The following is a 22,895-nucleotide window of genomic DNA, read 5'->3' as shown; positions in this document are numbered from 1 at the left end:
GCAGGCCTACCAGGCCATATGGTCATTTCACCTGGCGACGACGCCCGGTGCCCGGCGGATCCGTCCCCCGCGCCCCATGACCTCTGGAACCAGGGCCGTCGTCGCTCCCACCTTGAGATGGAGTGCTCGATGAGACGTACCCCGGTCCTGACCGCATGTCTGGCCCTACCCCTTGCCCTCAGCCTGCTCACCCCTGGTGCATCAGCCACCCCCGACCCGGTCGAAGAAGGGGGCGACGGTGCCTCCTTCTTCCTCACTGAGCCCAGCAGTGCGGCCCCCGAGCAGGTCGCCATGGATGTGCTGCGCCTCAAGGCGGGCGACTACGGAGTCGCCGCCGCCGACCTGGCCGACCTGCAGGTGCTGTCCCAGCACACCTCGGAGCACAACGGCGTCACCTACGTCAACCTGGTGCAGCACCACCAGGGCCGTGAGGTCCTGGGCGGCGTGGCGACGGTCAGCGTCACCAAGGACGGCGTCGTCCTGCACGTGGCCGAGTCCCTCGTCCCCAACCTGCGCAAGGCCGGTGGGACTGCCGACCTGGACGCGCCCGACGCGCTCGACGCCGCAGCGGGCGAGCTCAACCTCGCCCCGCAGGCGGCGCGGGTCACGAGCACCGCACGGGGAGCTGACCAGGAGACCGTGATGACGGCCTCCCGGATCTCCGGCGAGGAGATCCCCGCTCGCCTGGTCTGGCAGCCGACCGAGGACGGGCTGCGCCTGGCCTGGGAACTGGTGATCGACGAGCAGGGCTCGGACCACCTCTGGCAGGTCATGGTCGACGCCGAGAGCGGCGAGACCCTGGATCTGCAGGACTGGACCGACCACCACCACGCGTCCGACTTCGCGGGCCTGGCCCGCAGCCCGCAGGCCTTCGACGCGGCGGCGTCACGGCTCCTGCCGGCCAGCGTCGCCAACCCGGACGAGTTCGGCACACCCACCCCGGTCGACGACGGCTCCAGCTATCGCGTCGTCGCCTTCCCCAGAGAGAGCCCCAACGACGGGGAGCACACCCTGGTGAGCAACCCGGCGGACTCCGTCGGCTCCCCCTTCGGCTGGCACGACACCGACGGTGTCCCCGGTGCCGAGTTCACGATCACCCGGGGCAACAACGTCAGCGCCGGCACCGACCTGGACCGCAACAACCAGCCTGACCCCGGCAGCCAGCCCGACGGCGGGTCCTCGCTGACCTTCGACTTCGACATGGACCGCAGCGAGCACGCGCTGAACTACAAGGACGCCGCGGTGACCAACCTGTTCTACGCCAACAACGTCATCCACGACGTGCTCTACCGCTACGGCTTCGACGAGGCCTCGGGCAACTTCCAGATGACCAACTACACCGGTGAGGGCACAGGTGGCGACCCCGTCAGGGCCGACGCGATGGACGGAGCCGGCGTCAACAACGCCAACTTCAGCACCCCGGCGCGCGACGGCTCGGCACCCGCCATGCAGATGTATGTCTGGCCCGGAGCGCAGTTCGGCATGCCGAACGGTGTGACCATCGGCACGGGCGAGAGCGCAGTCACCTACGACGCCAACTTCGCCTTCTTCACCCCGGCCCCGACCAACGCCGGCCTGCCCGGCACCCCCGTGGTCGTGGAGGACAGCTGCTCGGCCTTCGACGCGCCAGGCGCGATCGTGGTGACCGCGCGCACCAACGCCTGCTCGCTGAACCAGCAGGTCAGCAACGCCGAGGCGGGCGGTGCCCTGGCCGTGGTCATCAGCCACAACGAGCCGATGGACCCCGAGAGCCCGGTGCCGCCGCGCCTGAGCGGGTCGATGGCCACCCCGGTCGGCATCCCCGCGGTGTCGATCAGCCAGGAGGACGGCGTCGCGCTGCGCGCCCAGGTCGCCGACGGTGCGACCGCCGCCTCGGTGCACAAGATCTCGAGCCACCCGGGCATCCGGGACGGCGACTACGAGAACGGCATCATCATCCACGAGTACGGTCACGGCGTCTCCAACCGTCTCACCGGTGGTCTCAACATCAACTGCCTGCGCGGACACGAGCAGATGGGTGAGGGCTGGAGCGACTACCTGGCCCTGACCATGCTGATGGACCCCGCCGTCGACCACCCTGAGGAAGCCCGCGGCATGGGCCCCTACGCCCTCTTCCAGGACGACCGTCACGGCAACGGCATCCGCCCGCGGCCCTACTCGCGCAACATGGACATCCAGCCGTTCACCTACGACCGGATCCACACCGGTGGCTGGCTGGACGGCGCGAGCCTGGCCACTCCGCACGGCGTGGGCCACGCGTGGGCCGCCACCCTGTGGGACCTCAACTGGGACCTGATCGACAAGCACGGCTTCTCGTCGAACCTCTACACCGACTGGGACACCGCCGGCAACACCCGCGCTCTGCAGTACGTCATGGACGGGCTGAAGATGCAGGGCTGCGAGCCGGGCTTCGTGGCCGGCCGCGACGGCATCCTGGCCGCGTCCGAGGCTCTCGGCGGCGAGGACACCTGCAACGTGTGGGCGGCCTTCGCCCGCCGCGGCCTGGGCTACAGCGCCGTGCAGGGCACGACCAACCGCGACGACAACACCGAGGCCTTCGACGTGCCGCCGACCTGTGAGGCGCCGGGCTCCGGCTTCCAGAGCCCGCTGTCGAACACCGCGCTGACCACGGTCAAGGCCGGTTCCACCACACAAATCCGCTTCAACCTCGGTGGCGACCTGGGTGCGGACCCACTGCGGGCCGCTCACTCGCCGATGGTCCAGGAGATCAGCTGCGACACGCGGGAGCCGCTGCAGTACTCCGTCACGGTGGCGGCCGACGGCCGCAACCTCAGCTACGCCAAGGGCCAGCAGCGCTACCAGCTCCTCTGGACTCCGGACACTGCCCTGGCGGGCACCTGCCAGGAGCTGATCCTCACCCTGGATGACGGCACCCAGCACCGCGCCGACGTCCGGATCGTCCGCTAACCCTTCGCAGCAGGCACCGCACGAGAGGGCCCCGTCACCAGATCCTGGTGGCGGGGCCCTTGCGCGTGCGGCTCAGTCGGTGACGGTGAGGTGTATGCCGATCTCCTCACCTTCCGCCTGCACCTGGACCCTCGCCTCACCGGCGCCCAGGGCCAGCAGGGTGAACTCGGCATACCCGGGGTCGGTGAAGTGGTCGACGCGCACGACCTCGACGACGTCGGCGTCCTCGGACACCGGCTCCGCCGTGTCCCACGGCGGGGCCAGCTGCACCGAGACCTCCTCGCCGACCATCAGGCGCACCGTGGCACCGTCGTCCTCGGGAGTGAGCACGGCTCCCGCGCCCAGGGGCTCCTCGGGGGTCTGGGTCATCGTTGCTCCATCGGTGGTGGCGTCGGACGTGGGCGACGTGGCGTCGGTCGTGGACGGAGTGTTGTCGGTCGCGGACGGCGTGCTGTCGGAGGTGGGGGTCGAGCCCGTGCCCTCCGGAGCAGTGGAGGTGCCGCACCCTGCCAGGAGCAGGCCGATCGCGAGGCAGGCGGCGCTCGCCGGTGCGGCCGCGCGTCGGGCGATCGGTGAGGGCGTCATCCCTGGGAATCTACCGCCCACGCGAAACAAGGCCCCGGCACACCGTTGGTGGTGTGCCGGGGCCCGTCCGTGGTGGACCGGAGACGTCCGTGGTGGACCGGTCGGTCAGCGAACCGTGGTCACCGAGTGCGTGACGGTTGTCGGGCGGTGGCCCTCGGCGGAGCCGGTCACCTCAACGGTGATCACGACGCCCTCGGGGAACCGCGCACCGGCCAACTTGAACGACTGGCCGGTCGCCCACTCAATCGCCACGCCGTCACGGAACCACTGGTAGCTGAACTGCGGGGTCGGCGACCAGGTGCCCTCGTCGACGGTCAGCGTCGCGCCCTGCTTGATCCAGCCGCGCGGGAGGCTGGAGGTGATGCCCAGCGTGTCGGCGGTGACTCGCGGCAGGACGAGCGTGAAGTTCACGGTGGTCTTGTTGCCGGAGATGTCGAAGACCTCCAGCGTGTTGTCGCCAAGGACGGCACCGAAGACGCCCGGCTTGACGAAGTTCAGGTCGGACCAGGCGTTGTTCGACAGGTCCTTCACCACGCCGTTGAGGACAACCTTGTCCACCTTGCCTGCGTCGAAGAGCTTGAAGGACACCATCTCGAAGTCGTCACCATCGGTAATGGTGTAGCCCTCGGTGTCCTTGACCGTCACGGTCGGCGCGGTCGCGCTCAGGACGAAGTTCACCGACGTGACATTGCCCGCCACGTCAAAGACCTCCAGGGTGTTCTCTCCCAGAACCGCACCAAAGGCGCCCGGCTTGACGAAGTTCAGGTCCGACCACACATTGTCGGCGAGATCCTTGACGACGCCGTTGAGGACGACCTTGTCGACCTTGCCGGCGTCGAACAACGAGAACGAGACCTTTTCGTAGGTCTCGCCGTCACGGGCGGTGAAGTTGTCCCCGTCCTTGACCGTGACGGTCGGGGCCTTGGTGTTGAGCACGAAGTCCACGGTCGTGACATTGCCCGCCACGTCAAAGACCTCAAGCGTGTTGTGCCCCAGGACCGCACCAAACGTCCCCGGCTTGACGAAGTTCAGGTCCGACCACACATTGTTGGCCAGGTCCCTCTCCACCCCGTTGAGGACGACCTTGTCAACCTTCCCCGCGTCATACAGCTTGAAGGAGATCTTCTCGTAGCCGCTGCCGGACGGCACGGTGTAGGACGTTCCAGAAACCGTTGTGACACTCGGAGCGGTGACATCCGCGCCGTCGGCTTGAGCGACCGTGGGCAGGGCGGTCAGGCCGAGGGCGAGCGCGAGCGTCGTTGCGACGCGCAGCGGCTTGGACAGTGAGCGGGCAGGGTTAACCACAAAAGCTCCTTGGCTGGCGATTGAAGGTACAACTACCTCTATCCTGCCTCACATTCTTTACTTTTCCAATACCTTCCCGTGAGGGTCCCGTTGCGATTCCGCTTCAGCCCTCGACAACGACCGCACGCGGGCACGCCTGACCCGGGCCGGTCCGTGTCACGCTGTCCCCCGTGACCGCCCACCCCTCCGCCCACCACGAGCATGCCGCCCCCAGCGGCTTCGGCCTGCTCGTGCTCGCCGGGCTTCTCTGGGGCACCGGTGGCGTCTCGGGGGCCGCCCTGGCGGAGAGTTCCGGCCTGAGCGCTCCGGCGGTCGCGACCTACCGGTTGGCACTCGGCGGCGGTCTGCTGGTCCTGGTCCTCCTGGCCCAGCGCCGGTGGCTGCCGCGCGGCCGGCCGGCGCTCACCCGCGTGGCCCTCACCGGCGTCCTGGTCGCGGTCTTCCAGGCGACCTACTTCGGCGGGGTGGCCCTGGCCTCGGTGAGCATCGCCACCCTGGTCACGATCGGGTCGGCACCCATGATCGTGGTGCTCGTGCAGTCAGTGCGCCGACGCCGTATGCCGACCGCCACCCAGGTGCGACCGCTCGCCCTGGGAGTGGTCGGGTTAGTTCTGCTCGTCGGTGGCCCGGCTGCTCCCGGGACGGATCCCGGGGAGGCGCTGGTCGGCATACTCCTGGCGCTGTGTGCCGGCGCGTCCTTTGCACTCCTATCGATGGTCGCGGCTCGTCCGCACCGGGGCACCGACGCCCCGATGGTGACCGGCTATGGGTTCCTGCTCGGCGGCCTGCTGCTCGCGGCGTGCACGCTGCCGTTCGCGCCCCTGGCCTTCGAGCCGACCGCACGCAACCTCGGGCTGGTCGCGTTCTTCGCGGTGTTCCCGACGGCGCTGGCGTGGACGCTCTACTTCGCCGGGCTGGCGCACGCCGGCCCCGCGGTGGCGACCGTCGTGGCGCTGCTGGAGCCACTGACGGCGACGGTGCTCGCGGTGCTGCTGCTCGGCGAGCACCTCACGGCCACCCTGGTGGTTGGCGGCGCGCTGCTGCTCGCGTCAGTCGTCGACGCCCGGCCGAGACCGGTGCGGCCCAGTCGGGGCTGAGCACGGCCCGGGCCGGGACGGTCAGGCCCCGGTGATGGTGGACTGGCGGCGCGGTCGGTCGCTGAGGAGCTGCTTGAAGAGGAAGAGCGGCAGCACGACCGCGGCCAGGAGCACGGCCAGCCAGACGACGAACGGACCGAGCACCCATGCCGTGAGGCCGGAGATGTTCAGTCCGTCGGTCAGCCAGTTCGTCAGCACGAGGCTGACCAGCGTGGTGACCAGGGCGACGCCCCCTCGGATCGCGGGCATATAACGCAACGACATCGAGAGCATGAAGGGACTCAGGACGCCCTGCAGGACCGAGAAGATCACCACGGCGATCACGAACCCGACGGGTTGCATCGAGAAGCCGGGAACCACCAGGGAGGCGACGAGCAGACCGACGGCGTTGGCCAGGACCGCGAGGGCCATCTGCGCGAGGAACCGGAGCATGTCTCCACCTTCATTTCACGTGGGCGCCGCAGGTCCGGCTCCTGTGGCCTGACACTACTGGCTCGGCAGCCCTGCCGAATCCTCCTGTTCGGATGATCCGCAGGCCGTGGACGACTCCACGGTTCACTCAGTCCTCAGGAAGGACGAGGCTGTAGTAGTCGCGATCCAGTATCTGGGCGGAGTAGTAGAACTTCCGGTCGATCTCGTCTGAGATGAGCTGTCGGTAGTCGTCGGGGACCTCGACGCCCTCGTTGGGGGTGAACTCCCGCGCGACGCTGTCGTAGCGACCCTTGTCGGTGATGAAACTGCGATCGTTGAAGATCACCAGCGGGTCGGTGTCGGCGAAGACGTCGCGGCCCATGAAGAGGCGGGAGTCGAACTCCACACCCATCAGGTTGGACAGCGTCGGCATGATGTCCAGGCTGGACACCGGCTCGTCGACGGTCTCGGGCTCCATGCCCTGGGCATAGATGATCAGGCTGGACTTGTGCAGCTCGAAGCGGCTGTCCACCTCGTGGCCGGCCAGGTTGTCGAGGTCCTCCTTCTCCAGGCCGTAGGGGTAGTGGTCGGCGCTGAGCACGATGAGGGTGTTGTCTGCGACCCCTGCTTCCTCGAGTCGCTCGTTGAGCAGCTCGAGTGCCCGGTCGAGCTCGATCTGGGTGGCCATATAGGCCTGTCCGGCCTCGTTGTAGGGCAGGTCGGAGACGAGGTCGCGGTTCTTGGCGGCCATCGCGTTGCCGCCCCAGTTGTAGAGCAGGTGGCCGCTGACCGTCATGAAGTAGGCGTGGAAGGGCTCGTCGTGGACGAACTCCTCCGTCGTCACGTCGATCATCTCGACGTCTGACTCGGGCCAGGACGTGGTGACGTCCAGCCCGTTGCCGACGCCCTTGTAGTCGTAGCCGAGGTTGGGGTGGGAGACGTCGCGGCCGTAGTAGTCGTAGGTGTGGTTGTGATAGGCCAGCGTCTTGTAGCCCAGGGCAGCCAGCTGGTTGCCCATGGCGAACGGCATCGAGTTGTCACCGGACTTGAGCATGCTCCAGACCCCGCTCTTGGGAATCAGCCCGGTCGTCGCGACATACTCCCCGTCGGAGGTGCTGACCCCCCAGATCGGGTTGTAGAAGTTGGTGAAGTTCACGCCCTCGTGGGTCATCCGGTAGAGCGTCGGGGTGAGGTCCTCGTCCACGGCGTAGTGCGAGTAGGCCTCAGCCGTGAGGAAGACCAGGTTGTAGCCCTCGAACATGCCGGTGTGCTCGTTCTTGCTCGACGGCGTGAGCGAGCTGAAGTAGAGGTGCATGTTCTTGAGCTCTTCGTCGCCGGCCTGCTCCATCAGAGCCTCGAAGTCGATGTCCATGGCGTTGTCGCCGTAGACGACCGGTTCCTCCACCGGCACGCCCGTCCCGTCACCCGACGGTCCCGGCTCCCCATCGGGGTTCGACGGGGCGGGATTGTCCGCCGGCTCCTCCTGGGAGGGCTTTGGCGGGATTGCCATCGGGGGCGGCGGTGGGACGCCAGGCTCAAACCCGAGCAGGGTGCGCTGCAGGTCGAGCCGCATGGTCGTCAGCAGACCCAGTTGGCTGACCGACGCGACCGGCTCGTTGTTGCGGTAGTAGGCGTCATAGGCACTGCCGTGGTCCTTGTCCCCCACGTTGATCGAGAGCAGCGCCGCCCCGAACAGCACCGCCGCCAGCCCGGCGGCAACACCTCGCTCCCGCCAGCTGTATCGATAACGCGCCCACGGGGCCTTCTTGGGAAGGACGAGGAACAGCAGGAGGGGCAGCGCGATGAGCGTGACGAACGCAAGGTTCTCGTTGACCTTGACGATGACGACGTCCAGGAACTCCGCCGCCTGGCCACCGTTGGCCGCGGAAAAGACCGTGTAGTAGGTCTTGAAGATGTCGTAGTAGAGGACCTGTGTCAGGAAGACGACAGTGATCGCGGCCAGACTCAGACCCACAACGATGTGCCGGGCCACCTGGTGGAAGAAGCTCGCGACCAGGAAGACGAAGAGGGCGGCGACGGCCGCGAAGAGGGTCGCGTAGACCAACCCCACCGCGAAGAACGGACCGTCGGTCCTGATCCGCACGGCGCTCTCCATCCACAGGATGGCGACCAGGACGACCAGCGGCAGGACCAACCGCGCCCGCCGGTGCTGCACACCATGGACCGGGGCCTCCACCCGGTGGCCCTGTGACAGCGTCCTCGCGGTTGCCATCTCACCGTTGTACCCCGTTTGCCGCCCAGACACCTACAACGCGCCCGAAGTTCATCTCAGCGCGCAACCGGGCCCGACCCGTCAGTCGCCCGGGCGCAGCCACCTCTGCCAGGTGCGCACCGGCATACCCACGGACAGGTGGCTGACGAGATCCTCGGCGGCGGCCTGCAGCGCGTCGTCGCTCATCGGGCCGAGCGCGTCCATGATGAACAGCGCGGTCGTGGTGCCTTCGTGCAACTGGGTGCGGCGGGCCTGCCGCCAGTTCCACCGGCGACAGGTGACGCCCTGCTCGTCGCGCCAGATGACCTCGCCGGGCTCGGGGCGCTCGACCACGTCGACGCCCTCGGCGACGGTGTCGAACGGCTCCTCCCCCGTGGCGCGCACGAGGTGCGGGGGCCCGGCATACCGGCTCAGGTCCTCGCCACCGAGGGGCAGCTGGTGCAGCACCGAGACCGCGTTGTAGACGTCGGTGAGCCGGTTGACGCGCGGCAACCCACCGGGAGCGCGCCGGGTCAGGGCCTCGAGACTGTTGCGGGTGCGCTGGGGCTTGGCCCCAAAGGCGCGGTATGCCGTGCGCCACGCCTCCACGTGGGGCAACTGATCCACCGGTTGCGCTGCGAGGAGTTCGTTGGCATGCGCCTCGGCGGCCAGCAGCAGCTCCTCACTCGCGGCGTCGCTGGGAGCCGGGGTGATGCCGTCGACCACGACGAGCAGCGCGCGGTAGTCGGGGCAGAGCGCAAAGACGTCCTCGGCGACGTGGGCGCCGGCGAGCAGTTCATGGCCGTGAGTCATGGTCGGATATTGTCTAGGCATCCCTCCCGTGAGATGCGCCCGGGGTCAGTTTGGCCACGTGTGGCACGTGGCATTCGCAGAATGGACGTGGTCACTCCATGGCTTTGCGGTTCAACACTCCCCCAGGCTGGCCAGTGCCCCCGAGCGGGTGGCTGCCCCCAGAGGGGTGGGCCCCCGATCCCTCGTGGCCGCCAGCACCGCAGGGGTGGCAGCTCCTCGTCGATGACGCTGCGCCGACCCCTCAGTGGCAGCACGTCGCGTCCCCTGACCTGGAGCAGGGCAGTGCCGACCAGCCTCGGGCCTGGTACAAGAAGAAGCGGTTCCTCCTGCCCATCGGGGCTCTGCTCCTGATCCCCGCCGTGGGCGCCCTGGTGGACGATCCCGACGCTCCAGAGGTCGTGCAGGCCGCCGCGAATGATGAGTCGGCCAAGCCCGAAACCACGGAGGCACAGCCGGAGGAGACCGAGGCTGTCGACTCGTCCGAGGCTGAGGCTGAGGCAGCGGCTCAGGCGGAAGCAGAGGCGGAAGCCGCCGCCAAGGCAGAGGCTGAGGCGGAGCAGGCCGAAGCTGAGGCAGAAGCTGAGGCTGAGGCAGCTGCCCAAGCCGAGGCAGAGGCAGCCGCCGAGGCAGAAGCTGCAGCCCAGGCGGAGGCAGAAGCAGCAGCGGCTGAGCCGGACATGACGGCCGGCCAGTCAAACGCTGTGCGCTCGGCGGAGAACTACCTCTCGGTGATGCCGTTCTCCTACCAGGGGTTGATCGACCAACTCTCGTCCGAGTATGGCGACGGCTACTCCGTCGAGGACGCGACGTTCGCCGCCGACACCGTCGACGTGGACTGGGATGAGCAGGCTGTCAGGGCCGCGGAGAACTACCTGGACACGATGCCGTTCTCCAGGGTCGGTCTGATCGACCAGCTCTCCTCCGAGTACGGCAGCCAGTTCACTGTTGACCAGGCGACTGTGGCCGTCGACCGCATCGACGTCGACTACAACGAACAGGCGGTCAGGGCCGCGGAGAACTACCTGGATGTCATGGCGTTCTCCCGACAAGGGCTGATCGATCAGCTCTCGTCAGAGTACGGCGACGGCTACACCCGTGAGCAGGCCACGTATGGCGTGGACCAGGTCGGTCTCTGACCAGGCCTGACTCCGCACGCCCGATCAGTCGCCTCAGGCGCTCAGCCCTTGGCCCGGCGGTAGTCCAGGTCTGCGTAGTCCGGGTGTCGTTGTAGCCAGGCCTGGACGAACGGGCAGACGGGCAGTGCCTTCAGACCCAGCTCACGGACGTGGTCGAGGGCACCGCGCACCAACGTGCCGCCGACGCCCTGTCCCTCATACGCGGGGTCGATCTCGGTGTGGGTGAAGACGACGAGCTCGTGGGTGCGCTGATACTCGGCGAAACCCAGGACCGTGCCGTCGCGGACGGCCTCATAGCGCGTGCGCTCCGGTGCGTCGATCACCTCGATGGTCACTGCTGTCCCTCCGGCATCTCATGCATGGTCCTGGCCATGGGGCATCAGTCCTTCCTGGATCGGCGTGGGCCAACTCTGTCAGACCGCGCTGCGACAATCTGTCGATGGCGAGCAAAGAGGAGTTTGAGCCCGTGCCCAGCATCGCCGAGCTGCGGGAAAAACTGACGGCGGACCAGCCTCGGATCGGCACTGGCTGGCCAGTGATCGATGCGGTCACGGACGGCATCCCGGTCGGCAGGACGACGGCGGTGCGCGGCCCACAGCACCTGCGCCTGCAGGTCCTGGCCCGGATGGCGGCGTGGGCCGCGGGTGACGGACACGCCACGATGATCGCCTCGCGTGCTGTCACCACGGAGGAGCTGTGGCTCGCCGTCGGCGCCGGCGGGCTGGGACTGCCACCCCGTGCCCTGCTCGAAGGCCACGAACACGACGCGTGGATCGACGACCGGCTCCGCGTGCTGGACCTGCGGGTCTTTGGTGGTCATGACGCGCACGAGGAGGTGGCCACCGAGCTGCTGCGGAAGGCTCCGCGGGTGCTCATCATCGACGACTACCCCAACTCTGAGCATCAGTGGGACGAGGCCCTGGACCCGGTCGAGCGTCGCCTCGACCTCAACGTCATCCCGCGGCGCCTCGGGTGCACTCTCGTGCTGGGTGCGTTCTCGATGGAGACCTTCAGCGACTGGCTCGACCGTGCTGCCCTCACGGTCCGCATCGTGCCGGAGAGCGACGGCACACGCACCCGGGTCAGCGGCTACGAGGGAGTGTCCAAGCGCAACCGCACAGTGCTGCTGCGTGACGGCTATCTCGAGCAACCCCGCCTCGACCTGCCTCTGATCCGTCGGGCCGGCGTCACCAACATCTGGGAGGGGCGCACCCCGCGGAACATCTCCTCCTTTGCACTGACGCTGGGGGCAGACGTGCTCGACGTCGAGCGCGATATCCCGCCGGACGACGACGATCTCTTGTAGGAGCGGGCCTCCGGGATTAGGCGGCTGCCGGGTTCTTCCGCGGACGTCCACGCGGCCGCTTGTGCGGCAGGATTCGTCCCCGCTCGATCAGCTCGCCTCCCCAGACGCCCCACGGCTCAGCCGCCTCAAGGGCCGCCTGCAAGCAGAGTTCGCGGATCGGGCACTCGGCGCAGAGCGCCTTGGCCCGCTCGATCGGCTCCGGGCGGTCAGCAAAGTAGAGCTCAGGCTCCCGCCGGCAGGCGAGGTCCGTGACCTCACGCGCTGCCTGAAGCAGTCCTATGGATCCGGGGTGGCTGGTCGGCACGATCGCTCCTCCGTCGGCTGCCTCCAGAGTCCGTGTCTAAGGTAGGCAACCGCATCGGGCAGATGCCTTATCTGCACGACATCGACATCTTCTATCTCGACCCAAGGCCCACTACTGCCTCCCAGCACGACGGGGCTGGCTCGCCGCGGGGTCCACGTGCAAGTGCATCGTCACCTCAGGGTTGGAAGTCGTCGTGCAGCCGGACCGAGGACAGCTCGGGCGGGCGGCCGGGTGGCTGCCAGAAGTGCAGCCGCCGAGCGCTCGGGGTGTTGATCTGGAGGGCGACCCGCCAGCAGGTGGCGCCGTCCTCCCGGGTGCGTGCCGGGGCACCACCGTCGCCGGACCGCAGCTGGTGGGTCTCGCGGGCGGGGATGTCGTGCACGCGGCCAGTCGCGATGTCGACCACGACGTCCACCACCTTGGACCGGTCGATGCCCGCAGTCTCGGCGAGGGAGTCCAGGAAGCCGGGCAGCACGACATACTCCCGCAGCGGCAGCGAGGGCTTCTCCGCGGCGGGGATCCGCACGGCCCACGCCTGCTCCACCTCCCAGCGGAACTGCCGCTCGGGGTCGGACCACACGGTCGGCGCCTCGCCGCTCTCGCGCTGGGCCCGCTTCGCGCGCTGAGCGTCCTGCTTGGCGCGACGCAGCTCCAACCGCTGGCTGGCCGCCTCCTCCCGCAGCCGATCGATCTCCGCCTCCTGCGACCGCGCGGTGCCCTCCAGGTCAGACCGCTGCTGCCGGAGGGCCTCCGCCTCCTCGGCGGCCGCCAGTGCCTCGGCCTGCCCCGGGCGGGGTGGCTGGCCGGCGAGGTCGCGCAGGGTGTTGCGCAGCCGCGCCTGCTCCACACGGAGCCGCTCCACGGTGAGCTGGAGGTCGCCGATGACCTTCTCCGCCTCGCTCAGCCGCAGCAGCAGCGGGGAGTCGTCGGGGGGCAGCACAGGACGGGGTGGGGTCGGCGCAGGTTTGTGGACAGGCACCGGCACGGGCTGGGGAGCAAGTGCCTGCACGACACCGGGCGGCCCCGGCTTGGGAGCCGGCTTCGGCGCGACTGGCCGAGCGACCGGCACGCCGGGCGGTGGCGCCGGCTTGGGCACCGCCACCGGGGCAGTCGGGGCACTGGGCGGCGCGGCCTCCACCCGGGCAACCACGCCGATCTGCTCGGACCGCAGCCAGGGCGGCCCACCGGGCAGCAGTGCGGGTGCAGTGACCAGCGGCTCGTCGTCATCGACGTCGAGGGTGCCGAGCCTCCAGCCCTTGCCGCCCGGCACGCCGATGCGCAGCACGCGGGCGCCCAGCACCTCCCCCTCGCTGACCAGGGACGTCATCCGGTCGATCGGGTTGCCGGTGACGTCGTCGCGGTGCAGCACCGCTCGCAACCCAGGGACCAGCTCGACGCTCGCCCGGTCGACCAGCACCTCGGCGACGCGGACCAGGACGACCGAGCCCACGGCATACTCCCGCAGTGCCTGCGCGCTGGGCCGCGGCAGGTCGGCGGGGGCGATCCGCCCGGCACCGAGGACGACCCGCCCCTCGATCCGCTGGCCGGGGACGACCAGGGAATCGATGTCGACACCGGGCAGGAGCGACTCTGCCCAGAGCGAGGCGAACTGTCCGTCGGCGTCGACCGCGAGCGCCCGGCTCGGGGGATAGATCTGCTTGACCGTGAACGTGCTGTGTCGGCTGGTCGGGGCCACGGTGCTGGTGCTCGATCCGCCGAACCGCAGGCCCTGCTGGATCAGCTGGTCGGTCGCCGCCGGTCCCCGAGCCACCTCACGGCACATCACCAGCGGGCACCCGGTGAACGGGTTGGCGGTCCACTCGTCCGCGGGGCCGTAGATACGGCCAGCCCCGCCGTAGACGCCGGCCGCCTCGGGCAGCAGGTCGGTGAGCGCGAAGGTGAGCCGGCCCGTTGGGACCAGGTAGTACTCACACACCTCCCCCAGCTCGCGCGCCACCTCGCCGACGTCGATGAACGGCGTCGTCGCCTGGTCTGCGACCGAGACGACACAGACCGGTCGCGTGCGCTTGCGGTTCAGCAGGTGCTCGCCCAGCGCACGGGCCTCCTCCGGCGTCGTGATCGACACGATCGACGTCGGTTGGGGTCCCATGGCGACAGGGTATGTCGAGTGGTCACCTGGGCGGTTCAGCCGGGGCCTCGTCGGAGTCGGCTTCTCCCATGGGCCGCCGGACAACCGGGGAGCTGGTGCTCACCGGGTGGCGATCGCGACGCTTGCGGCAACATTCGCCGCCGTGCGGGTCACCGCGGTGGCGACCGCCTCGGATCCCCAGTTGCCGCGTGCGAGGTCCTGGGCGCGGGTCACCGTCGTCGACGTCCACGGAAGTGCTGGGCGCAGCGAGGGCATGGCCCCGCTGGCGTAGAGGAGCCCGATGGTCGCCGCCGTGCGAGGATCGGGCGTCTCACCGTCCTCCAGCACGCGTCGGATCCGAGCTCGCAGCTGCGCCTCGTGCTGCTCGTCAGTGGCTGGCCACCTCGTGCTGCGGAAGACGCCAAGGATCCGTGACTCAGCGCGCTGGATCAGGCCGCGGGCCACGAGTCGGTCGAGCACCACGCGCCACAGGTCGGCGCCGATCGCGACGAGCAGCGGTTGCACACGCTGGGTCTTGGCGGCGACGATGTCGTAGGCGGCCTGCAGCAGTGGGTCGGGCAGCGGAGCATCCTCGGACGGCGTGACGCGCGGACCATTCAGAACCCCGGTGTCATCGACCTCCAGCCGGCCGAGCAGCGCGAGCTCGGTGAGCACTGCACCGCCGAGGGTGTAGTAGAGGCTGCCGGCGGCCTGGATGGACGCGCCGTCATCGTCCAGCAGGAGCAGCATGAGGTCATCGACGATCAACAGATCGTCCCGCTCCGGCGTCTTCTCATCCATGTCTGACTGCTTCTTGTCCATGTCTTGCGTCTTCTCGTCCATGTCTGACTGCCTCCTCGCGGCGGCGTCCTCGTCGGCTCAGGCGACGAAGGAACGCAGGGCGGCGTTGACTTCGTCGGCGTGCGTCCACAGCAGCCCGTGCGGGGCGCCCTCGATCTCCACGTAGCGCGCCTCGGGCAGGAGACGGCGGAAGCGGCGGGCGGTGGCGTCGATCGGCAGGATGTTGTCCGCTGTGCCGTGCAGGATGAGCGCGGGTCTGCCGCTGGCGCGGACCGCCTCGACGTCGGCGCGGAAGTCTTCGATCCAGGAGGAGACGACGGCGTGGGCCGCGGCGGGGGCGCTGGAGACGGCGACATTCCAGCTGCTGTCCACCGCCTCCTGGCTGATCCGGACCCCGAGGTTGTCGCTGAGGTTGTAGAAGTCGGCGAAGAACTGCGTGAACCAGGCATAGCGGTCGCTCTTTGCCGCGGCCTCGATTCCGTCGAAGACCTCCTGAGGAACGCCTTCGGGGTTGTCGTCACGGGCGATGAGGTAGGGCTCCAATGAGGCGAGGAACGCGAGTTTGGCGACTCGTTCGTGGCCATAGCGTGCGATGTAGCGGGCGAGTTCACCGGTGCCCATCGAGAAGCCGACGAGGACGACGTCCCGCAGGTCCAGGGTCTCCAGAAGGATGTTCAGGTCGGCGGCAAAGGTGTCGTAGTCGTAACCTGTGCCGACCTTTGATGACTGGCCGAAGCCGCGACGGTCGTAGGTGATCACGCGGTGCCCGGCGGCGAGCAGCTCGGGGGTTTGGCGCTCCCAGCTGTGTCCGTTCAGCGGATACCCGTGGATCAGCACGACGGGTTGACCCGCACCTCGGTCCTCGTAGTACAGCTCGACCGGCGTGTTGTTCTCGTTGCCAACAGTGACGTATCCCACGATCTCTTTCCTTTTCGTGATTCAGGCGCAGTGCGCGTGGTGGTTGGTGTCGTCGTGCACGATGGCGTGCGTCGTGAACTGGAGCGCCTCGCTGAAGGCTTGTGCCGTCCGGAACCGGTCCTTCCGGTCCTTGGCCAGGGCTTTCTTGAGCACGACGTCAAGGGCAGGGGTGAGGCCCGAGCGGTGGAGGCTCACCCGGTCGGGTTCCTCGTGGACGTGCTGGTAGGCAACCGAGACCGGGTCATCCCCGACAAAGGGTGGTCGCCCGGTCAGGAGTTCGTAGAGCACGCAGCCCGCGGAGTAGAGGTCGCTGCGGGGATCTGCGGCCTCACCGCGGACCTGCTCCGGGGAGACATACGAGGGGGTGCCGAGGAAGGCATGGTGCTGAGTCACCGTCGCGGCGGGATCCCCATGTGCGTGGGCGATCCCGAAGTCCACGACTTTGACGGCATCTGCAGGCGTGATCATCACGTTCGCGGGTTTGATGTCGCGATGGACGATGCCTGCCGCGTGACTGTGCTCGAGCGCCGAGAGGATTCCCACCAGATATCGGATCGACTCCCGGAGTGCTGGACTGCCGCCCGTGAGGAGATCCTGCAAGGACCGGCCTGCGACATACTCCAGGACGATGAAGGGGGCGCGGGTCCCCGTCGCGGAGCCATCGTCGAGTTCTTCGAACCCGGTGTCATGCACGGAGACGATCGCGGGGTGGTGGAGACCGGCCAGCGCCTGCGCCTCGCGCCGGAACCTGGGGTGGAACAGGGGGTTGTGGGCCAGGTCCTGGCGCAGGACCTTGATGGCCACGGAGTGGCCGGAGCACAGGTCACGCCCCAGGTGGACCTTGGCCATCCCGCCCCACCCGATGACCTCGCCCACCACATAACGTCCGTTCAGGACTCGCCGCGTGCTCACGATGGTCTCCGGGCCGCTGGCGTTCATCGGCGTGGTTCCCAGCGGAAGAGCCGGGCGGCTAGTGCGATGGAGGCGACAACCCAGGCGAGGGTGGGGGCCAGCAGCAGGAGCGAGTCGCCGATGGAAGAGCCGCCGTTCCAGGCGTGCATGATCAGCTCGGTCGCTGACCCTCCGGGGAGCAACCGCTTGATCAGCGAGAGGCTCTCGGTGCCGGTCACACCGACCCAGATGCCGACTGTGATGATGCCCAGGCTGACCGGGAGCGTGGTGATCTGGGCGCGCTCGGACGAGTTCGTCAGCCCAGCGGTGGCCATCCCCAGGGCGAGCATCATGATGAACGTGGCAACGATCGCCACCACCAGGAGCGGGATGTTGGCCGGCAGGTCGGTGACCACAGCGAAGGCGACCAGGATGAGTCCCACCTGGGCCAGGGAGATCAGACTGACGGGGAGCACCAGCCCGGACAGGATGGCTGGGTCAGAGGCCGCGGTGGATCGCAGTCGCTTGAGGAACAGGTTCTGTCGCCGGGCGGCCAGTGTGGTCACCACCGTGCTGTAGAGGCTGAACGCGGCGATGGTGAAGATGAGCAGGACCGCGATATAACCCAGGCCCCTGTCGCCGAGGAACAGGTCGCGGTTGTAGATGAAATAGATGCTGGCCGCGACGGGCATGATGAGGCTGGTGAAGAACGCGGTCCGGTCGCGGAGGATCTGGGTCAGTTCGCTGTAGGCAATGGTCAACATGATGAGGTCCTTGTCAGATCGTTCAGGGAGTTCAGGAGTGCGCTGGGGTGGTGTCGATGGCGCGGAAGACGTCGTCCAACCGGGTGGGCGCGGCAGCCAGGTCGATCAACTCGACTCGGTGGTCCTCCGCCCAGTCGAGGAGCTGCTTGAGGTCGCGCTGCAGCTGGAAGGTCTCGATCAGCACGTGCCCCGCGTCCGCCGAGCCGGAGGGTAGGGGCGGTGTCGGCGCGCCAGGTGGGAGCGTGAACTGGATCGACGCGGGCAGGGTGCCGGTCAGTTCGGCCACTGTGCCCTGAAGCCGGAAGGTGCCCTGGTGCATCAGGCCGATGCGGTCAGCTCGCTGCTGGGCCTCCTCCAGATAGTGAGTCGTCAGGATGATGGTGGAGCCGTCCTGCCGGAGCTGTTCGACGGCCGACCAGAGGGCGTCGCGGGACTGGATGTCCAGCCCGGTGGTGGGCTCGTCCAGGATGATCAGCTCAGGCCGTCCGTAGACCGCGGTGGCGAAGTCGAGACGGCGCTTCTCGCCACCGGACAGCTGCGCCACCCGGGTGTCGGCCTTGCTGGTGAGGTCGACGACCTCGAGGATCCGCGTGACCGTGTCGGAGCGACCGCTGAGCCGGCCGATCAGTCGGACCGACTCCGCGACGGTCAGGTCGGCGGCGAACCCGCTCTCCTGGAGCATGATCCCCGTCCTGGATCGCACCGCAGCACGGTCCGTCGGGCTCGTCCCGAACACCTGGATCCTGCCGGACGAGGCTCTGCGGTGACCTTCGATCACTTCCAGCGCCGAGGTCTTGCCCGCCCCGTTGGTGCCGAGCAGTGCGTAGACCTCTCCACGCTGCACCTGGAAGGACAGGTCCTTCACCGCCCGGAAATCGCCGTAGGTCACGTTCAGTGACTCCACCTCGATGACGGGCGCGGAGGGCCGGCCCCTATCGAGCCGGCGGTCGCTCGCCGCGGTCATGTCTGTGAGTTGTCCCATGCCGAAAACCTCCACGCGTTGGTTACTGGTCGTTGCTGTGCAACCAGGCTGGCAGCGGGGGTGGGGTCTTCGCGTCGGTAGAGATCCCTGATCACCCACGGTGCCGCGGGCCGCGAAAGTGGGTCTGGCGCAAGTAGTTCGGATCGGTGAGACTGGCCTAGTCCGCCCGAAGGAGCACACATGACAGGCATCTTGGGCCGGAGCACGGAGTGCGAGGCGGTCGACCAGCTGCTCGCCCGGGCACGGTCCGGGCACAGTGGTGCACTCGTACTGCGCGGGGAAGCCGGCATCGGCAAGACCGCGCTGCTGGACTACGCCCGCGACACCGCAGTCACGTCGCGGTTCCGGGTCGAGACCGCGGACGGCGCGGAGTCCGAGACTCAGTTTGCTTTTGCGGGGCTGCACCAGCTGTGCGCACCGCTGATGGACCGGGCCGGGGCACTTCCGGACCCGCAGCAGGCTGCCCTCGGTGTGGCCTTCGGACAGCAAGCCGGTGCTGCACCGGACCCGTTCCTGGTCGGGCTGGCGACACTGCACCTGTTGGCCGAGGCCGCCGAGGAGACGCCACTGTTGTGCTTGGTGGACGACGCACAGTGGCTCGACCAGGCGTCCGCCCAGGTCCTGGCATTTGTGGCCAGGAGGGTAGGAGCTGAGCGGTTCGCACTGGTCTTCGCAGTGCGCGACTCTGACGAAGGCGACGCCCTGCCATTCTCCGGATTGCCAGAACTGCGTCTGGACCGGCTCGGCGAGGCCGATGCCCAGGCACTCCTGACGACCACCGTCCGCGCACCGCTGGATGAGGTGGTGCGCGCCCGGATCGTGGCCGAGGCCCGCGGCAATCCCCTGGCGCTGCTGGAGCTACCCCGCGGCACGCAGGACACACCACTGGCCGGCGGGTTCGGGCTGCCCCATGGCACGGACGTTCCGCGCCGTGTCGAGGACAGCTTCCGCCACCGCTCTGCCAGCCTGCCGGACGAGACGCAGCTGTTGCTGCTGGTCGCCGCGGCCGAGCCGACCGGTGAGGCCGACCTGCTGTGGCGCGCGGCCGAGCAGTTGGGGATCGCCCGAGAGGCTGCCACGCCCGCTGAAGCAGCCAAGCTGGTGGAGATCGACTCCCGCGTGCGGTTTCGACATCCGTTGGTGCGCTCGGCGGTCTACCAGGCGGCCAACGCACCGGATCGTCGACGCGCCCACGGTGCGCTGGCCGAGGCAACCGATCCGCACGTTGACCCCGACCGGCGCGCCTGGCACCGCGGGCAGGGGGTGCTGGGCACCGATGAGGGCGCCGCCGCAGCGCTGGAGCACTCTGCCGACCGGGCCCGCGCCCGTGGCGGGTTGGCCGCTGCCGGTGCGTTCCTGCAGCGGGCGACCGAGTTGACCCCAGATCGTGCCCACCGTGCGCGGCGGGCGTTGGACGCCGCCCATGCCAAGCAGGAGGCCGGTGCGACCGAGGTCGCCCTCAAGATGCTGACGGTCGCTGCCGAGGGGCCACTGGACGCCCTACCACTCGCACGCCTCGACCTGCTCCGTGCTGAGATTGCCTACCACCAGAGCCGGGACAGCGAGGCGCCGAGGATGCTGCTCGACGCCGCCAAGACTCTCACCCCGCTCGATGCAACGCTCGCCCGAGAGACCTACCTGCGTGCTCTCGACGCCGCCCTCGTGACCGGAACCCCCGGCTGCGGCGTGCTGGAGGCAGCCATGGCCGCTCGGGCCGCGCCTGCACCCCGCGGGGCACCGCGGCCTCCGGACCTGTTGCTCGATGGTCTCGTCACGACCTTCACGCACGGCTACGAGGCAGGCGTGCCCGAGCTGCGCCGAGCGCTGCTCGCCTTCACCCACCACGAGCCGAGGGTGGGACCGGCCGGCCACGGCGACGACCACCGCTGGTTGTGGCTGGTCAGCAGGACGGCCATGGCCGTCTTTGACGACGAGCTTGCCCACACACTCGCGGACCGTCACGTGCGGCTGGCACGTGAGGCCGGTGCGCTGGCGACGCTCCCGACTGCACTTCTCGTCCAGTCCGTCATGCTGGTGCTCTCCGGAGAGTTCACCCGGGCAGACGAGCAGATCTTGATCGCGGCCTCGACGACGGCAGCGCCTGTGCTCCATGCCCAGCTCATCCTCGCCGCCTGGCGCGGCCGCTCGGACGAGACAGGCGAGATCCACGCGACCATGGTCCGGGAAGCCGCCAGACGTGGGCACGACAACGAGGTCTCCCTGGCGCAATACGGGCTCGCGGTGCTCCACAACAGTCTGGGCGACTACCCCGCGGCTTACGAGGCTGCGGCGCGTGCCTTCGAATCCGACGAGCTGAACCACAGCAACCTGGCCCATCCCGAACTCATCGAAGCTGCGTGGCGCATCGGTGAGCCTGAGCGTGCGGCCGCCGCGATCGAGCAACTCACCTCGCGAGCCCGCGTCACCGGCACCCCGTGGGCGCTCGGAATGGCAGCGCGCTCACAGGCACTGACCGGCACCGGATCGTCAGCCGAGGAGCAATACCGCGAGGCGATCGGGCAGTTCCAGCAATGCCGGATGGGCGGCTACCTCGCCCGCACCCACCTCGCCTATGGCGAGTGGCTCCGCCGTGAGGGCCGTCGCCGAGATGCCCGAGACCAGCTCCGCACGGCCCACAAACTGCTGTCGGACATGGGCGCCGAGGCCTTCGCCGAGCTGGCCGCCCGCGAATTGCGCGCCACCGGAGAGCATCCGCGCAAACGGACGGCCCAGCCCACGGATGCGCTCACCGCTCACGAACTGCACGTCGCGCGACTGGTGGCCACCGGGGCGACGTCCCGTGAGGTCGGTGCTCAGCTGTTCCTCAGCCCACGCACCATCGAAGCCCACCTGCGCAACATCTTCCGCAAGCTCGGCATCACCTCTCGTCGTCAGCTGGCAAAGATGCAGCTCCCCTGACCGGGTCGGCGCGCTCGGCGTCGAGCTCTTCCCCGGGGGACAACGAAGACTTGGTGGCTTCTACCGATGCGAACCTGTCGCCGGTCCTGCGAACCTGACGGCATGACCGCACGCGGGACGAGCAGGAGCTGGACCACCGAAACAACGGCCGGTGACGACCCCATCTGCTCGGCCATGGCCAGCACCATGGAGCTCGTGGAGAGTGACGTCCGGCTCCGGGGCGTCGAACGGGCGTTGTGCGCATGAAGGTCTTCATCATCGGCGTCAGCGGCGCAGTCGGGAGGCTGCTGGCAGGTCAGCTGATCGATCGCGGCGACGACGTCCTGGGTCTGGTGCGTCGCGACCAGCAGCGAGCCGACCTCTCCGCGCGAGGGGTCGATGCCAGCGTTGCGGATCTCGCCGGGCTGACCGCCGACTCGCTGGCCTCGATGCTCGACGGTGTCGATGCCCTCGTCTACACCGCCGGGTCGAACGGGGGTGCCAGGGAGGTGACGGCCGCGATCGACGGTGAGGGTGTGGTCAAGGCTCTCGAGGCAGCCGGTCTGGCCGCCGTCCACCGCTTCGCGTTGGTGTCAGTGCTTCCTGAGGCCGGGCGCGGGCAGGGCCTCAGCGAGGACGAGGAGTTCTACTTCGCCGTGAAGAAGCTCATCGACGTCACCGTCAGCGAGAGTGACCTCGACTGGCTGATCCTGCGGCCATCCCTGCTCGTCGATCGCCCAGGGACAGGCACGGTGGCCCTGGGCCCGGCACAGCCGCACGATGAGATCACCCGCGAGGACGTTGCCGCCACCCTGGCAGCGCTGCTCCACGAGCCGCGGATCCGTCGTCAGATCCTCGAGCTCAACCAGGGCTCGACGCCGATCATCATCGCCGTGCAGGCCAACATCCGCTGAGGCGCTTCTGCTGTGGTCGACCGCGCCTCTGGGGCCTGCGTCGCGCAGTGCGACGGCGGTCGCAACCCCCGCGGTGACCGGACGACGGGACAGGGCTGTCCAGTCGCGGTCGGCGGCACGGACCCCTAGCGTCGAAGGTATCGGCCGGATCCGACCGGCCGGCACAGCATCTGACGGAAAGGATGACGTCATGGCGGTCTGTGAGGTCTGCGGCAACGACTACGACAAGAGCTTCGAGGTGACGGCAGCCGGAGTCACGCACACGTTCGACAGCTTCGAGTGCGCGGTGCACCTGATGGCGCCGGTCTGCGAGCACTGCGGCTGCAAGGTCATCGGGCACGGCACGGAGGTCGATGGCCGTTTCTATTGCTGTGCGCACTGCGCCAAGCACACCGAGGGGGACGTGCCGGTCGACGACCGCGCGGGCTGACCCAGCACGACACCACCACGCTGCCGGGCGTCGTGGGACTGGGGTTGCTGGGCGGTGGACCGGCAGCCGCCTGGCCGGGGGCTGTGGAGGTGCTGCTCGGCATACTCCCGG

Annotated in this window: 20 protein-coding genes; 7 read left to right on the top strand and 13 right to left on the bottom strand. The window is 68.7% G+C overall.

Annotation, left to right across the window (positions count from 1 at the left end; genetic code table 11):
* The first annotated feature begins 129 nt into the window (after positions 1-129).
* Positions 130-2,928, top strand: a complete 2,799-nt coding sequence (locus FNH13_RS07335) for a M36 family metallopeptidase (RefSeq protein WP_143782853.1) — start codon at positions 130-132, stop codon at positions 2,926-2,928.
* Positions 2,929-3,000: 72 nt separating this feature from the next.
* Here the strand turns inward: FNH13_RS07335 and FNH13_RS07330 are convergent, their stop codons facing one another.
* Together FNH13_RS07330 and FNH13_RS07325 are read right to left on the bottom strand one after the other, a co-directional pair.
* Complete coding sequence (locus FNH13_RS07330; protein ID WP_143782852.1) at positions 3,001-3,513, bottom strand: hypothetical protein; 513 nt, start codon at positions 3,511-3,513, stop codon at positions 3,001-3,003.
* Between the two features lie 105 nt (positions 3,514-3,618).
* A complete protein-coding gene (locus FNH13_RS07325) occupies positions 3,619-4,818 on the bottom strand; it encodes a hypothetical protein (RefSeq protein WP_143782851.1) in 1,200 nt (399 codons plus the stop codon).
* 170 nt (positions 4,819-4,988) lie between these two features.
* Here FNH13_RS07325 and FNH13_RS07320 point away from each other — a divergent pair, with 170 nt between their 5' ends.
* A complete protein-coding gene (locus FNH13_RS07320; RefSeq protein ID WP_202878891.1) occupies positions 4,989-5,915 on the top strand; it encodes a DMT family transporter in 927 nt (308 codons plus the stop codon).
* Between the two features lie 21 nt (positions 5,916-5,936).
* Here the strand turns inward: FNH13_RS07320 and FNH13_RS07315 are convergent, their stop codons facing one another.
* The 3 genes from FNH13_RS07315 to FNH13_RS07305 all read right to left on the bottom strand — a co-directional run bounded on the left by FNH13_RS07315 (position 5,937) and on the right by FNH13_RS07305 (position 9,351).
* Entirely contained in the window at positions 5,937-6,347 is a 411-nt protein-coding gene (locus FNH13_RS07315) for a phage holin family protein (RefSeq protein ID WP_143782850.1), read from the bottom strand.
* A gap of 127 nt (positions 6,348-6,474) precedes the next feature.
* Positions 6,475-8,559, bottom strand: coding sequence for an LTA synthase family protein (locus FNH13_RS07310; protein WP_143782849.1), 2,085 nt, complete (start codon positions 8,557-8,559; stop codon positions 6,475-6,477).
* Positions 8,560-8,640: 81 nt separating this feature from the next.
* Positions 8,641-9,351, bottom strand: coding sequence for a B3/B4 domain-containing protein (locus FNH13_RS07305; protein ID WP_143782848.1), 711 nt, complete (start codon positions 9,349-9,351; stop codon positions 8,641-8,643).
* A 98-nt stretch (positions 9,352-9,449) separates the two neighbouring features.
* Here FNH13_RS07305 and FNH13_RS07300 point away from each other — a divergent pair, with 98 nt between their 5' ends.
* Positions 9,450-10,487: an Ltp family lipoprotein gene (locus tag FNH13_RS07300; protein ID WP_143782847.1), complete on the top strand. Its 1,038-nt coding sequence runs from the start codon at positions 9,450-9,452 to the stop codon at positions 10,485-10,487.
* Positions 10,488-10,528: 41 nt separating this feature from the next.
* Here the strand turns inward: FNH13_RS07300 and FNH13_RS07295 are convergent, their stop codons facing one another.
* The gene (locus FNH13_RS07295) at positions 10,529-10,822 is read right to left on the bottom strand and encodes a GNAT family N-acetyltransferase (protein ID WP_143782846.1); all 294 of its coding nucleotides are present in this window, start codon (positions 10,820-10,822) and stop codon (positions 10,529-10,531) included.
* A gap of 104 nt (positions 10,823-10,926) precedes the next feature.
* On the opposite strand from FNH13_RS07295, the gene FNH13_RS07290 reads away from it, so the two are divergent.
* Positions 10,927-11,793, top strand: coding sequence for a hypothetical protein (locus tag FNH13_RS07290; RefSeq protein WP_143782845.1), 867 nt, complete (start codon positions 10,927-10,929; stop codon positions 11,791-11,793).
* Between the two features lie 16 nt (positions 11,794-11,809).
* Here the strand turns inward: FNH13_RS07290 and FNH13_RS07285 are convergent, their stop codons facing one another.
* The 7 genes from FNH13_RS07285 to FNH13_RS07255 all read right to left on the bottom strand — a co-directional run bounded on the left by FNH13_RS07285 (position 11,810) and on the right by FNH13_RS07255 (position 18,542).
* Entirely contained in the window at positions 11,810-12,097 is a 288-nt protein-coding gene (locus tag FNH13_RS07285) for a WhiB family transcriptional regulator (RefSeq protein ID WP_321169228.1), read from the bottom strand.
* 175 nt (positions 12,098-12,272) lie between these two features.
* Positions 12,273-14,207 carry a hypothetical protein gene (locus FNH13_RS07280; protein WP_143782844.1) on the bottom strand — a complete coding sequence of 645 codons (1,935 nt, stop codon included), beginning with the start codon at positions 14,205-14,207 and terminating at the stop codon, positions 12,273-12,275.
* 99 nt (positions 14,208-14,306) lie between these two features.
* Positions 14,307-15,029: a GOLPH3/VPS74 family protein gene (locus tag FNH13_RS07275; RefSeq protein ID WP_228266640.1), complete on the bottom strand. Its 723-nt coding sequence runs from the start codon at positions 15,027-15,029 to the stop codon at positions 14,307-14,309.
* A 36-nt stretch (positions 15,030-15,065) separates the two neighbouring features.
* Positions 15,066-15,905 (bottom strand): alpha/beta fold hydrolase, encoded by an 840-nt coding sequence (locus tag FNH13_RS07270; RefSeq protein WP_143782843.1) that lies wholly within the window; start codon positions 15,903-15,905, stop codon positions 15,066-15,068.
* 21 nt (positions 15,906-15,926) lie between these two features.
* Positions 15,927-16,817 (bottom strand): protein kinase domain-containing protein, encoded by an 891-nt coding sequence (locus tag FNH13_RS07265; protein ID WP_143782842.1) that lies wholly within the window; start codon positions 16,815-16,817, stop codon positions 15,927-15,929.
* A 23-nt stretch (positions 16,818-16,840) separates the two neighbouring features.
* Entirely contained in the window at positions 16,841-17,560 is a 720-nt protein-coding gene (locus FNH13_RS07260) for an ABC transporter permease (protein WP_143782841.1), read from the bottom strand.
* Between the two features lie 31 nt (positions 17,561-17,591).
* A complete protein-coding gene (locus FNH13_RS07255) occupies positions 17,592-18,542 on the bottom strand; it encodes an ABC transporter ATP-binding protein (protein ID WP_228266639.1) in 951 nt (316 codons plus the stop codon).
* A 180-nt stretch (positions 18,543-18,722) separates the two neighbouring features.
* Between FNH13_RS07255 and FNH13_RS07250 the strand changes: the two genes are divergently transcribed.
* The 3 genes from FNH13_RS07250 (at position 18,723) to FNH13_RS07240 (ending at position 22,784) form a co-directional block, all read left to right on the top strand.
* Positions 18,723-21,461, top strand: coding sequence for an ATP-binding protein (locus tag FNH13_RS07250; RefSeq protein ID WP_143782840.1), 2,739 nt, complete (start codon positions 18,723-18,725; stop codon positions 21,459-21,461).
* Positions 21,462-21,703: 242 nt separating this feature from the next.
* Positions 21,704-22,354, top strand: coding sequence for an NAD(P)H-binding protein (locus FNH13_RS07245; protein ID WP_143782839.1), 651 nt, complete (start codon positions 21,704-21,706; stop codon positions 22,352-22,354).
* 190 nt (positions 22,355-22,544) lie between these two features.
* Positions 22,545-22,784 (top strand): hypothetical protein, encoded by a 240-nt coding sequence (locus FNH13_RS07240; RefSeq protein WP_143782838.1) that lies wholly within the window; start codon positions 22,545-22,547, stop codon positions 22,782-22,784.
* The last annotated feature ends 111 nt before the right edge of the window (positions 22,785-22,895 follow it).

It is taken from the genome of Ornithinimicrobium ciconiae (assembly GCF_007197575.1).
GTDB classification, from domain to species: Bacteria; Actinomycetota; Actinomycetes; order Actinomycetales; family Dermatophilaceae; genus Ornithinicoccus; species Ornithinicoccus ciconiae.
The sequence above is the reverse complement of the archived record's forward strand: the minus strand, read 5'-3'. Positions and strand labels throughout refer to the sequence as shown.

Bases quoted from the DNA above. Each gene is read 5' to 3' on its own strand.
- FNH13_RS07335 (WP_143782853.1), top strand. From the start codon at position 130: ATGAGACGTACCCCGGTCCTGACCGCATGTCTGGCCCTACCCCTTGCC.
- FNH13_RS07330 (WP_143782852.1), bottom strand. From the start codon at position 3,513: ATGACGCCCTCACCGATCGCCCGACGCGCGGCCGCACCGGCGAGCGCC.
- FNH13_RS07315 (WP_143782850.1), bottom strand. From the start codon at position 6,347: ATGCTCCGGTTCCTCGCGCAGATGGCCCTCGCGGTCCTGGCCAACGCC.
- FNH13_RS07310 (WP_143782849.1), bottom strand. From the start codon at position 8,559: ATGGCAACCGCGAGGACGCTGTCACAGGGCCACCGGGTGGAGGCCCCG.
- FNH13_RS07305 (WP_143782848.1), bottom strand. From the start codon at position 9,351: ATGACTCACGGCCATGAACTGCTCGCCGGCGCCCACGTCGCCGAGGAC.
- FNH13_RS07300 (WP_143782847.1), top strand. From the start codon at position 9,450: ATGGCTTTGCGGTTCAACACTCCCCCAGGCTGGCCAGTGCCCCCGAGC.
- FNH13_RS07290 (WP_143782845.1), top strand. From the start codon at position 10,927: ATGGCGAGCAAAGAGGAGTTTGAGCCCGTGCCCAGCATCGCCGAGCTG.
- FNH13_RS07280 (WP_143782844.1), bottom strand. From the start codon at position 14,207: ATGGGACCCCAACCGACGTCGATCGTGTCGATCACGACGCCGGAGGAG.
- FNH13_RS07275 (WP_228266640.1), bottom strand. From the start codon at position 15,029: ATGGACGAGAAGACGCAAGACATGGACAAGAAGCAGTCAGACATGGAT.
- FNH13_RS07260 (WP_143782841.1), bottom strand. From the start codon at position 17,560: ATGTTGACCATTGCCTACAGCGAACTGACCCAGATCCTCCGCGACCGG.
- FNH13_RS07255 (WP_228266639.1), bottom strand. From the start codon at position 18,542: ATGGGACAACTCACAGACATGACCGCGGCGAGCGACCGCCGGCTCGAT.
- FNH13_RS07250 (WP_143782840.1), top strand. From the start codon at position 18,723: ATGACAGGCATCTTGGGCCGGAGCACGGAGTGCGAGGCGGTCGACCAG.
- FNH13_RS07245 (WP_143782839.1), top strand. From the start codon at position 21,704: ATGAAGGTCTTCATCATCGGCGTCAGCGGCGCAGTCGGGAGGCTGCTG.
- FNH13_RS07240 (WP_143782838.1), top strand. From the start codon at position 22,545: ATGGCGGTCTGTGAGGTCTGCGGCAACGACTACGACAAGAGCTTCGAG.